Origin of the sequence: Streptomyces sp. NPDC048479, assembly GCF_040651435.1 — a bacterium.
Lineage (GTDB): Bacteria > Actinomycetota > Actinomycetes > Streptomycetales > Streptomycetaceae > Streptomyces.
This window is the reverse complement of record NZ_JBEZKA010000002.1, coordinates 182,933-195,427: the sequence shown is the minus strand read 5'-3', so window position 1 is coordinate 195,427 and position 12,495 is coordinate 182,933. Positions and strand designations below refer to the sequence as shown.

The following is a 12,495-nucleotide window of genomic DNA, read 5'->3' as shown; positions in this document are numbered from 1 at the left end:
AAATGACCGCATCCCGAAGAGCGATACTCGGCGCCGCACTCGGCGGTGCCGCAGCCGCGGGACTGCCCGCGACCCCGGCGAGCGCCGCAAGCTGGCAGCTGCGCTGGTCGCCTTCCGCGAGCAGCGACAAGCTGAAGGCCTTCGAGACGATCGAGGACGACCGGGCGCACTCCCATCCGGCCGGCGCGCCGCATATCTTCGCCGAGGGCGACAACTTCCGGTTCAACATGCACACGGTGGACCGGGACACCAGCACCGACCGGCAGCGCCACGAGGTGACCGGCCTGCGCAACGGCAGCTCCTATCTCCAGTGGAAGTCCGGCCAGACCTGGCGGGTCACGTACTCGATGTACATCCCGAGCACGCTGAAGGCGACCACCAGCTTCACGCACATCATGCAGATGAAGCAGCCAGGCGCGGGCTCCTCGCCGATCGTCGTGCAGTCGCTGCGTCGCGTGAACGGTGTGCAGACCATCGAGCTCAAGGTCATCGAGGGCGACGTCCTGGTCGGCCGTACGAACCTCGAGCCACTGCACAACAAGTGGACCGACGTCGACTTCCAGATCAAGATCGGCAACGGTACATCCGGCTCGGTCCGCTGGATCCTCAAGAGCGGCGGCGCCACGGTGATCGACAAGTCGAAGTCCGGCGTCGACACCTTCCTCGCGGACCGGGTGCGCCCCAAGTGGGGCATCTACCGCTCCCTGGACGACAGTTCGGGCTCGCTGCAGAACTGCCACATGCTCCTCACCAATATGCGCGGCTACCAGCTCGTCTGAGGAGGACGACGACATGAAGAGCTTACGGAGAACCGCCGCCATCGCCCTACTGGGCTTCGCGGTCGCCCTGGGCATCGCCCAGCCGCCGGCCGGGGCCGAGCCGCCCGTACCACCCCCACTCGCCGCCCCCGCGGCGGCAGCGGCACCCGCACCCGCTGCCGCCGAGTTCAACGTCCGTGACTACGGCGCGGTCGGCAACGGCTCCACCAACGACACCGCCGCCATCAACAAGGCCATCACGGCCGCCAATACGTCAGGCGGCGGCATCGTCCGCTTCCCCTCGGGGACGTACGAGTCGAAGAACACGATCAGGATGAAGAGCAATGTCACCCTGCAGTTGGACGCCGGGGCGACGATCAGCGGCAACGCCGCGGACACCTATGACCCGCCCGAGTCGAACCAGTGGGACGACTACCAGGACTACGGTCACAGTCACTTCCACAACGCCATGATCTACGGCGACAACCTCACCAACATCGGCTTCACCGGCTCCGGCGTCATCGACGGCGACGGCGCACTGATCACCGGTAACCCGAAGTCGGGCGAGGCGGACAAGATCATCTCGCTGACGCGCTGCAAGAACCTCACCCTCAGCGGGATCACCCTGCGCGAGGGCGGCCACTTCGCGGCGCTCCTCAACAACTGCGACAACGTCGTATCCGACCGCCTCACCATCGACACGGCGATGGACCGCGACGGCTGGAACATCATCTCCACCACCAACGTCAAGATCACAGGCGCTCATCTCGAGGCCAACGACGACGCGCTCGCCTTCAAGAGCGACTACGCGCTCGGCGCCAAGCTCAACAACGGGCATGTCACCGTCACCGACTCCTATCTCTCCGCCGGCTGCTGCAATGCGCTGATGTTCGGCTCCGAGACCTGCGGCGACTTCACCGACTACAACTTCGAGCGGATCACCATCAAGGGCTCCGACAAGTCCGGCCTCGGCCTGGTCTCCATGGACGGCGCGAAGATCTCCGACGTCCACTACAAGGACATCACCATGACCGATGTCCGCTCGCCGATCATGCAGAAGGTCGGTACGAGAAAACGGTGCGGGAACAACCCGGGCGTCGGTTCCATCAGCAACATCACGTACACCAACATCAAGGCGACCGGCACCACGCCGTCCTTCTCGCCGACCCTGTGGGGCGAGTCCGGCAGCGGCCGTATCCACGACATCACCTTCAACAACGTCGACATCACCGTGCCCGGCGGCAACGGCACCATGTCCACCAACCCGCCGAGCAACGACCCGAAGGACTACAACCCCAAGGCCATCGGAACCCGTCCCGCCTACGGCTGGTACGTCCGTAACGCCGACAACATCCGTTTCACCGACAGCGAGGTGCGGTTCGCCTCCAACGACGGCAGGCCCGCCGTCATCGCCAACAACAGCACCGGCATCCGCTTCGACCGCTTCACCGCCCAGCGCGGCAGCAACAGCCCCTCCGACCTGCTGTTCCAGACGGTCAACGGCTATTGCGTCGCCAACAGCACCAACACCGGCGGCGGTGCGCTTCGGGTCAGCCAGACCGGCTCCAGCCAGAACTGCGACGGCGGCGGCCCCGCGCCCACCGCCCGCTACGAGGCCGAGAACGCCACATACTCCGGGGGATCGACCGTCGACTCCGACCACGCCGGCTTCAGCGGCACGGGCTTCGTCAACACACCCAACGCGGCAGGCGCATACGTCGAGTGGACGGTGAACGCCACCGCCGCAGGCAGCGCCGATCTCGCCCTCGCGTACGCCAACGGCACCTCCACCGCCCGTCCGATGGACATCGCCGTCAACGGTGTCACCGTCGCGGCCGCATCGCCCTTCGGAGGCACGGGCGCCTGGACCACCTGGCGCACCCTCACCCTGCCCGTCGCGCTCAAGGCGGGTGCCAACATCGTCCGCGCCACCGCCACCAGCGCCAACGGTGCACCCAACATCGACTACCTGGACGGCCCCGCATGACCGGACGCCTCTGGGCGCGTCTGGTGCTGGTGGGCGCGCTGCTGCTCGGCGCGCTCACCCTGCCGGGACCCGCCCGCGCCGATCTGCAGCACCCGCGCCAGGACTTCCTGCGCTCCTCCGTCGGCGGACTCTTCCTGCACTGGGGCCAGCGGACCGCCCCGTCGCACAACAGCTGCAGCCAGTGGGAGACCGATGTCACGGGTGGCGGCTGGACCCCCGACTACTGGGTCCAGGAAGCGCAGAAGCTGCACACTCAGTACCTGGTGCTCGCCACCTTCCACAGCCGCCTCGGCTACGCGCGCCCCTGGCCGTCCAAGATCCCCGGCAGCTGCAGTACGAAGCGGGATTTCCTCGGTGAGCTGATCACCGCGGCCAAGGCCAAGGGCCTCAAGACGATCCTGTACATGACCGACGACCCGCAGTGGCACAACGAGGGCGGCCATGAGTGGCTCGACTCGGCCGGCTACTCCGCGTACAAGGGACGCAATGTCGATCTGACCGGCCGGGACGGCTTCGGGGAGTTCAGTTACGACAACTTCTTCGAGGTCATGGACCGCTATCCGGAGCTCGGCGGCTTCTGGATCGACAACGACAACGCGTACTGGGAGAGCCACAACCTCTACGCGCAGGTGTACCAGAAGCGCCCCAACTACACGATCAGCAACAACAACGAAGACACGCCGATCATGGACATGATCAGCAATGAGCAGAAGACCGGGATGAGCCCGTCCTACGACTACCCGCAGGCGGTCTACACCGCTCAACCCCGGCTCACCGAGGCCGACTTCAAGCTTCCCTCCACCGGATCCTGGTGGTACACCGGCTCCGATCCCGCGGTCGACCGAAAACTCACCATCGGCCGGCTCATCACCAACGCCGGATCGTCGGTGAAGGCACTGATGGCCGAGACCGCCATGCTCAACGGCAAACTCCCCGCCAACCAGGTCGCGTTCAACAACTTCGCCAAGGGCTATCTCGACGCCATCGGCGAATCGCTGCACGGCACCGAGGGCGGCGGCTATATGTACGGCGGCCTCGCTCCCGGGTTCTGGAACGACGGTGCGCACGGCGTCACCACCATCAGCAGGACCGACCCCGACAAGCACTACATCCATGTGCTGACCCCGCCGTCCACATCGACCCTGCGGCTGCGGGACAACGGCTACCGGGTGACCAGGGTGACCAACCTCCGTACCGGCACGCCCATCGCGTACAGCCAGAGCGGCGGCACGCTCAGCCTCAGCGGGCTCGGCGGCTGGGACATGTACGACACAGTCTTCAAGGTCACCACCGGCGGCCGCGAAGGGATCATCCCCGCGTCCTCGTACACGATGAGCGCCGGCGCGTCGGCGAGCGGGCACGGCGCCGCAGCCGCGGCGGACGGCGACTACCGCACCTACTGGGACAGCAACAAGACCACACCGGTGTCGCTGAGCTTTGACCTCGGCTCGGCCAAGCGGGTGCAGTACCTCGGCGTCAACCAGCGTGAGGACTCGGTGAGTTACGCACGCTCCGGCACCGAACAGTCCGCGCGGATCAGGGACTACCGGGTGTATGTGAGCAGCGACGGCACCAACTGGGGGAGCCCGGTGAAGACCGGCACCCTGCCCAGCCGGCGCGGCGTCGCTGTCATCGACCTCCCTGCGACAACCACCCGCCATGTCCGGCTCGAAGTCGTCAACACCCATGCGGCATCGAGCGATTCGACCCGTTACAAGCGGCTGCGGATCGACGAGGCGTGGATCGGCAGCGCGTACGCGGCCGGCGGCAGTACGACTCCGACGCCGAACCGCTACGAGGCCGAGAACGCCGTCTACTCGGCGGGCTCGACGGTCGACTCGGACCACACCGGCTACACCGGAACCGGCTTCGTCAACACTCCGAACGCGGTCGGCGCCTCCGTGGAGTGGACGGTCGAATCGGCGACCGCCCGCACCGCCTCGATCGCGATCCGCTACGCCAACGGCTCCACCGCGGGCCGCCCGCTGGACATCGCCGTCAACGGCACGGTCGTCTCCGCGAACCGGGCCTTCAACGGCACCGGCGCCTGGACCACCTGGGCCGACTCGAACCTCACCGTCCCGCTCACCGCCGGAGCCAACTCCGTACGCGTCACCGCCACCACCGCGAACGGCGCACCCAACCTCGACCACCTCGATGTGGAGGCGCCATGAGATCGCCGAGATCGCTCAGAGCAGTGCTGGTCGCGACGCTCGCGCTACCGCTCGCCGCCGGACTGACGGCAGCCCCGACACCGGCCGCCGCCTCGGACAACGGACTGTCCGTCCGTCCCGCCATGGGCTGGTCCAGCTGGAGCTTCGTACGCCGCCAGCCCACCGAGGCCAAGCTGAAGGCCCAGGCCGACGCCCTGGTCGGCAGTGGTCTCAAGGACCACGGCTACGTCTACATCAACCTCGACGACTTCTACCAGAAGTGTGACTCCAACGGCTTTGTCGTCGACCAGTACGGGCGCTGGGCCGTCGACGAGGCGAAGTTCCCGTCCGGCATCAAGGCACTGGCGGACTACATCCACTCCAAGGGGCTGAAGTTCGGCTTCTACGTCACTCCCGGCATCGCCAAGAACGCCGTCACCAGGAACACCCCGGTCGAAGGGACCTCGTACCACGCCAAGGACATCGCAGACACGTCCAAGCAGGAGAAGAACTACAACTGCAAGAACATGTACTACATCGACTACAGCAAGCCGGGCTCCCAGGAGTTCGTGAACTCCTGGGCCCGCCAGTTCGCTTCCTGGGGAGTCGACTACCTCAAGATCGACGGCGTCGGCAGCCATGACATCCCCGACGTCCGCGCCTGGGACAAGGCACTGCGCGCCTCCGGCCGTCCCATCAACTACGCCCTCTCCAACAACCTCGCCATCACCGACGCGCCCACCTGGCGACAGCTCGCCAACAGCTGGCGTACCCAGGGCGATGTCGAGTGCTACTGCGGTCCAGGCCCCAACGGCAGTGGCTTCCCGCTCACCGACTGGAACCATGTGACCTCCCGCTTCACCTCGGCGGCGAACTGGCAGCAGTACGCGGGACCCGGCGGCTGGAACGACCTGGACTCGCTGGAGATCGGCAACGGCGACCAGGTCGGCCTCAACGCCGACCAGCGGCGCTCCCACATGACGCTGTGGGCGATGGCAGCGTCCCCGCTGTTGCTCGGCACCGACCTCACCGCACTCAACGCCACCGACAAGGCGATGCTGACGAACGACCGGCTGATCGCGGTCAACCAGGACGGTATCGCCGCCAAACGGATCGTCAACTCCAGTCCCAAGCAGGTCTGGAGCAAGCGCGAGTCCAATGGCGACTACATCGTCGCGCTCTTCAACACCGGCACCTCCGGCAACCAGACCCTCAGCGTGAACTGGTCCCAGGTCGGCTTCTCCGGAGCCGCGGCCGTGACCGACCTCTGGTCCGGCCAGAGCGGCGGCACGGTCAGCGGCTCCTACAGCGTCACGCTGCGGCCGGGGGAGACCCGGCTGATTCGGGCCACCCCGCAGTCGGGCACCACCGTGCGCTACGAGGCCGAGAACGCTTCGTACAGCGCGGGATCGACCGTCGACACCGACCACGGCGGCTTCAGCGGCACGGGCTTCGTCAACACGCCCAACGCCGCTGGCGCGTATGTGGAGTGGACTGTCGAATCGGCGACGGCCCGGGATGCCGCACTGAGCATCCGCTACGCCAACGGCACCACTGCGGGACGCCCCATGGACGTGTCCGTCAATGGCGCGGTCGTCTCCGTGAACCGGGCCTTCAACGGCACGGGCGCCTGGACCACCTGGGCCGATTCCACCCTGAACGTCCCGCTTCAGACAGGTTCCAACACCGTACGCGTCACCGCCACCACAGCGAACGGCGCACCCAACCTCGACTACCTCGACAGGGGATAACAGACGTGCGACCCGCCACCTCAACGCTCCGTAAATCCGCGATCGGCGCGGCGGCCCTCGGGCTGCTGGGCTCAGTGGCTCTGACGGCTTTCCCTGCCGCCGGCGCGGTCCCGGAGGCCCCGCAGGCTGTGGCTCCCGCGGCCTCGGGCGCGATGGCCGCAGCACCGTACGAATATCTCGGCTGGGGCAGCCCCCAGAAGCCGACCGACGTCATGGCGGCGACCGGCGTGAAGTGGTTCACGCTCGCCTTCATCCTCTCCGACGGCGGCTGCAACCCGAAGTGGGACGGCAGTCGCGCGCTCAAGGGCGGCTCGGACGAGAGCGCCATCAAGTCCATACGGGCGGCGGGCGGCGACATCGTCGTCTCCGTCGGCGGTTGGAGCGGCGCGAAGCTCGGCGAGAAGTGCTCCAGCGCCACCGCGCTCGCCGCGGCGTACCAGAAGGTGATCGACGCGTACAAGCTCAAGGCCTTCGACATCGACATCGAGAACACCGAGTTCGGCAACGCGGCGGTGCGTCAGCGGGTCGTCGACGCGCTGAAGATCGTCGAGCAGAAGAACCCCGGCATCGTCACCTACATCACCATGGGCACCACCCCGAGCGGCCCGGACGCCACCGGCAAGGACCTGATCAAGCGCGGCGCCAAGACGGGACTGGCCGCCGACGCCTGGGTGATCATGCCCTTCGACTTCGGCGGCCACAGCGGCAGCATGGGCCAGGCCTCGGTCAGCGCCCTCGAAGGCCTCAAGGGTGCCGTCAAGAGCGCGTACGCATACAGCGACTCCGTCGCCTACCAGCACATCGGCGTCTCGTCGATGAACGGCAAGACGGACGAGGCCGGAGAGACCGTCACCCAGGGCGACTTCAAAACGATCCTCGCCTACGCCCAGCAGCACCACATCGCGCGCTACGCCTTCTGGTCGGTCAACCGCGACCGCAGCTGCGGCTCCGGCGGCGACGCGGACGCCTGCAGCGGCGTGGCCCAGTCCCCCTACGCCTACACCAAGATCGTCGCGCAGTACGCGGGCTGACGCCCCACCCCCACACCCCCCACGGAGGAACACATGCGACGCAGGAACTCAGTCGGCACGGCGGCTGTGGCGGGCGCGGCAGCGCTTGTCGCAGGGCTCGTCCAGTCGGCGAACGCCGGCGAACCGGCGGCCGCCGGAGCGAAGGGCGCCCCGACCGGCATCACCACCATCTCCACAGGCTGGACGATCCCGTGGGGCACCTCCTGGATGCCCGACGGCTCCACGGCCCTGGTCACCGAGCGCAACTCGTTCAAGGTCTTCAAAGTGACACCCGCCGGTGCCAGGACGCAGGTCGGAGCCGTCCCCAACTCCCAGACCACGGGCGGCGAAGGCGGACTGATGGGCGTCGCCGTCGACCCGGACTGGGCGTCGAACCACTACGTGTACTTCATGCACACCTCGTCCGACGGCAACCGCATCGCCCGCATGACGTACGACGGTTCCACGCTCAAGGACTACAAGGCCCTGCTCCAAGGGATCAAGAAGAACAAGTACCACAACGGAGGACGGCTGGCCTTCGGCCCCGACGGCTATCTGTATGCCACGACGGGCGACGCCCAGACCGGCTCCAACGCCCAGGACAAGAACTCCCTCAACGGCAAGATCCTGCGGATGACGAAGGACGGCAAGCCCGCGCCGGGCAACCCGTTCAACAACTATGTCTTCAGCATGGGCCACCGCAACCCGCAGGGCATCGCCTTCGACCCGCAGGGCCGGCTGTGGGAGGCCGAGCTCGGCCAGAGCTCCAAGGACGAGCTCAACCTCATCAAGGCGGGCAAGAACTACGGCTGGCCGACCTGTGAGGGCAACTGCTCCGTCTCCGGGATGACCAACCCGAAGACGACCTGGAGCGTCTCCGAGGCCTCGCCCAGCGGTGTCGCGATCGTCGACGGCGCGGTGTACATGGCGGCGCTGAAGGGCGAACGGCTCTGGCAGATCCCGATCAACGCGGGCAACGAGAACGTCGGCACGGCGAAGGCATTCTACGTCGGCACATACGGGCGGCTGCGCGCGGTCACCAAGGTGCCCGGGGCGAACCAGCTCTGGCTCTCGACGACGAACGCGGACGGGAACGGGGGTGAGCCGGCCGGCTCCGACAAGATCTTCCGGGTGACGATCGGCTGACCGGTCTCGGTGACCGGTCGTCAAGACCGCTGCCCGGCGCGGGGCGCCTGCCCCGCGCCGGGCACCGCGAGAGGTGCAAAGAGATCACGTCAGTGGTAGAGCGCGTCCACCTCGACCGCGTACGCCGCCTCGATCGCCTTCCGCTTGAGCTTGAGCGAAGGGGTGAGCAGCCCGTGCTCCTCGCTGAAGGGATGCGCCAGGATCCGGAACGTACGGATCGATTCGGCCTTCGACACCAGGGTGTTGGCGGCCACCACCGCCCGCCGGACCTCCGTCTCCAGCTCCGGGTTGCGCACCAGCTCGGCCGCCGGGAGCGGCGGCTTGCCCTGCATCGCCAGCCAGTGGTCGACGGCCTCCTGGTCGACGGTGACCAGTGCCGCGATATACGGCCGGTCGTTGCCGACGACGATGCACTGCGACACCAGCGGATGGTTGCGTACCCGCTCCTCCAGGCCCGCGGGCGAGACGCTCTTGCCGCCCGAGGTCACCAGGATCTCCTTCTTCCGCCCGGTGATCGTCAGATAGCCGTCCTCGTCGAGCGCTCCGAGGTCCCCGGTGGCCAGCCAGCCGTCGTGCAGGACGGCGTCGGTGGACTTCGGGTCGCCGAGATACCCGGAGAAGACATGGGCGCCGTGCAGCCACACCTCGCCGTCCTCCGCGATGTGCACCGTGGTGCCGGGGATCGGCTGACCGACCGTGCCGTACCGGGTGCGCTCGGGCGGGTTGGCCGTCGCCGCGGCGGTCGTCTCGGTGAGTCCGTACCCCTCGAAGACAGTGACGCCCGCGCCTTCGAAGAAGAGGCCGAGCCGCCGGTCCATACCTGAGCCGCCGGACATCGCGTGCCGTACGCGGCCACCCATCGCGTCGCGGACCTTCCCGTACACGACCTTCTCGAAGAACTGGTGCTGCAGCCGAAGTCCGGCGGAGGGCCCGGGGCCGAGTCCGAAGGCCCGGTGCTCGACGGCCTCCGCGTACTTCACCGCCACCTCGACGGCCTTGTCGAAGGGGCCCGACTTGCCGTTGGCCTCGGCCTTGCGGCGCGCGGCGTTGAAGACCTTCTCGAAGATGTACGGCACGGCCAGGATGAAGGTCGGCCGGAACGCGGCCAGGTCGGGAATGAGCGCGCTCGCCTGCATCACCGGCTGATGGCCGAGTTTGACCCGGCCGCGGACGGCCGCGATCTCGACCATCCGCCCGAAGACGTGCGAGAGGGGGAGGAAGAGCAGTGTCGAGGGCTCGTCGCCCGGCCGGGTGTGGAAGACCGGCTCCCACCGGTCGATCATGGTGTCGGTCTCGAACATGAAGTTGGAGTGGGTGAGCACACAGCCCTTGGGACGGCCGGTGGTGCCGGAGGTGTAGATGATGGTGGCGATGGAGTCGGGGGTCACCGCCCGCCGGTGCCGCTGCACCACCTCGTCGTCGATGTGCGCGCCCGCCTGGACCAGTTCGGCCACCGCGCCGGCGTTCAGCTGCCAGAGCCGCTTCAGCTGCGGCAGCCGGTCGATCACCGAGCCGATGGTCATGGCGTGGTCCTCGTGCTCCACCATGCAGGCCGTGACCCCGGAGTCGTGCAGCATCCAGAAGACCTGCTCTGCGGAGGAAGTGGGGTAGACCGGCACGGACTGGGCGCCGACCGTCCACAGTGCGAAGTCGAACAGCGTCCACTCGTAGCGCGTAGGGCACATCAGCGCGACGCGGTCCCCGAACCGCACCCCGTGCGCGAGCAGCCCCTTGGCCAGCGCCAGCACCTCGTCACGGAACTGGGCGGAGGTGACGTCCTGCCATTGTCCGGCATCGTCCTTGCGGGCGAGCGTAATCCGGTCAGGGTCGTCCAGGGCATGGTCGAAGACCACATCCGCCAGTCCGCCGACCTGAGGCGCCGCGGCCATGGGTGGGACAGTGAACTCGCGCAATGGCCTGCTCCTTGTGGCGCTCCGCACAGCGCCGTGACGCTACCCCACGCCGCCGCCGGGCGGGAGAGGCTTGTGGAAGTGTGGACGAATGGCATCACCACAGGTCAGCCATAGATATCCAGCCACAACAAGGAGCGCTCGGGCGCGGTTCTGACCTCAGAGTCAGAATGCCGCGCCCGAATCTCCACCGAATCTGTACGGTGCGCTCACCTGCGCTCTACGGGTACCGGGGTGTTGGTCTGGACCAGTCCCGCCGGGGCGGTGGAGGCCCGCACCCACACCAGCACCGCGAGGCCGGCCAGCAGCCCGGCGATCCCCGCGGCGGTGTTCAGCCCCGAGGCGAAGGCCGCGCGCAGCACCTCATCCGTCGCTGTACCGCGCAGCGCACCGGCACCGCCGCCCGCGAGCGTGTGCGCCGCGTCCGCGGCTCCATCAACGCCGGCGGCATCCAGCGACCGGGTCATCCGGGCGGCGGCGATCGTACCGAAGATCGCGACGCCGAGCGCGAAGCCGAGCTGGCGGAAGGTATTGACCGCGCCGCCCGCCATGCCGGCGTTCCGCTGCGGTACGGAAGCCAGCGCAGCGCCCGCAAGTCCGGGCGAGACCAGACCCACGCCGACACCCGACACGGCGAGCCCGGCGCTCAGGGCTGCCCAGCCCGAATCCGCGTCCAGCACGGCCTGCGCCAGCGTGCCGCCGCCGATGAGCAGCAGCCCGCCCCCGATCACCCACCGGTGCGGGGCGCCGTGCAGCAGCCGGCCGGACGCCGCGGCCACCACGAACGCCGTGGCGGCGAGCGGCAGCAGCGCGAGACCGGCCCGGACCGGGCTCATGCCGAGCACTGTCTGCAGCCAGATCGAGATGTACGGCATGACGCCGAAGGCGGCCGCGTTGTACGCCAGACCCGCCGCCATCACGGCCATGAACGACGGCCGCCCGAACAGCGACAGATCGATCAGCGGATCGGCGACGCGGCGCTCCACCGCGACGAAGGCGGCAAGCGCGACAGCCGCCACGGCGAACGTCGCGCCGGTCCGCGCCGACGCCCAGCCCTCCTCGCCGGCCCGCACCACGGCGTACGTCGTGGCCCCGGCGAACAGTGCGAAGGCCGCCGTACCGGCCCAGTCGACCCGCCGCGCGCCGCGCCCGGAGGGCCGTATCGCGCGGAGCGTCAGCCAGATCGCCGCCACACTCACCGGCAGATTGATGAAGAAGATCCACCGCCAGCCCAGGCTCTGCGTGAGCACTCCGCCGAGCACGGGACCGAGCGCCGCGGCCGCCCCACTGACCGCGCCCCACACCCCGAGGGCCAGGGACCGGTCCCTGCCCTCGTACGCCGCGCTCAGCAGCGACAGGGTGGTGGCGAACATCGCGGCCGCGCCGAGCCCCTGGACGCCGCGCATCGTGATCAGCGCGACCGGCCCCGAGGCCAGGCCGCAGCCCAGCGACGCCGCGGCGAACAGCGCCGTGCCCGCCACATACATCCGGCGTCGCCCGATCACATCGGCCGCCGCCCCGGCGCCGAGCAGCAGCGCCGCCAGCACCAGCGCATAGATGTCGATCACCCACTGGAGATCGGTGAGCGAGGCATCCAGCGCGCCCGCCATGTCGGGCAGCGCGACGATCACCACCGTCACATCGAGCAGCAGCATGAATGTCCCCAGACAGACCGCTGTCAACGGTCCCCACTTGTGCATTGACGTCCTCCGTCGGTATCGGTTCGCTACGCGTCGTACGATCGAGGAAGCGCCCCTGATCCGGCAGTCAGCGCGCGTTC

At 68.3% G+C, this 12,495-nt stretch carries 8 protein-coding genes; 6 read left to right on the top strand and 2 right to left on the bottom strand.

All coding sequences use genetic code 11. From position 1 onward, the window contains the following. The first annotated feature begins 2 nt into the window (after positions 1 to 2). The 6 genes from AB0D12_RS03665 to AB0D12_RS03640 are packed head-to-tail and all read left to right on the top strand — an operon-like array spanning position 3 to position 8,805. Positions 3 to 779 carry a Tat pathway signal sequence domain protein gene (locus AB0D12_RS03665; protein ID WP_362676696.1) on the top strand — a complete coding sequence of 259 codons (777 nt, stop codon included), beginning with the start codon at positions 3 to 5 and terminating at the stop codon, positions 777 to 779. A gap of 13 nt (positions 780 to 792) precedes the next feature. Beyond that, complete coding sequence (locus AB0D12_RS03660) at positions 793 to 2,745, top strand: glycosyl hydrolase family 28 protein (protein ID WP_362676694.1); 1,953 nt, start codon at positions 793 to 795, stop codon at positions 2,743 to 2,745. Beyond that, a complete protein-coding gene (locus AB0D12_RS03655; protein ID WP_362676692.1) occupies positions 2,742 to 4,919 on the top strand; it encodes a discoidin domain-containing protein in 2,178 nt (725 codons plus the stop codon). The genes AB0D12_RS03660 and AB0D12_RS03655 overlap by 4 nt, the downstream gene beginning before the upstream one ends. After that, positions 4,916 to 6,649: an alpha-galactosidase gene (locus AB0D12_RS03650; RefSeq protein ID WP_362676691.1), complete on the top strand. Its 1,734-nt coding sequence runs from the start codon at positions 4,916 to 4,918 to the stop codon at positions 6,647 to 6,649. Before AB0D12_RS03655 ends, AB0D12_RS03650 begins: the two co-directional genes overlap by 4 nt. Before the next feature lie 5 nt (positions 6,650 to 6,654). After that, positions 6,655 to 7,680, top strand: coding sequence for a chitinase (locus AB0D12_RS03645; protein ID WP_362676689.1), 1,026 nt, complete (start codon positions 6,655 to 6,657; stop codon positions 7,678 to 7,680). A gap of 33 nt (positions 7,681 to 7,713) precedes the next feature. Further along, positions 7,714 to 8,805, top strand: coding sequence for a PQQ-dependent sugar dehydrogenase (locus tag AB0D12_RS03640; protein ID WP_362676687.1), 1,092 nt, complete (start codon positions 7,714 to 7,716; stop codon positions 8,803 to 8,805). 89 nt (positions 8,806 to 8,894) lie between these two features. Here AB0D12_RS03640 and AB0D12_RS03635 read toward each other — a convergent pair whose 3' ends face one another. Together AB0D12_RS03635 and AB0D12_RS03630 are read right to left on the bottom strand one after the other, a co-directional pair. Beyond that, positions 8,895 to 10,694: an AMP-dependent synthetase/ligase gene (locus AB0D12_RS03635; RefSeq protein ID WP_362676686.1), complete on the bottom strand. Its 1,800-nt coding sequence runs from the start codon at positions 10,692 to 10,694 to the stop codon at positions 8,895 to 8,897. Positions 10,695 to 10,924: 230 nt separating this feature from the next. Further along, positions 10,925 to 12,415: an MFS transporter gene (locus AB0D12_RS03630; RefSeq protein ID WP_362676684.1), complete on the bottom strand. Its 1,491-nt coding sequence runs from the start codon at positions 12,413 to 12,415 to the stop codon at positions 10,925 to 10,927. Between the last annotated feature and the right edge of the window lie 80 nt (positions 12,416 to 12,495).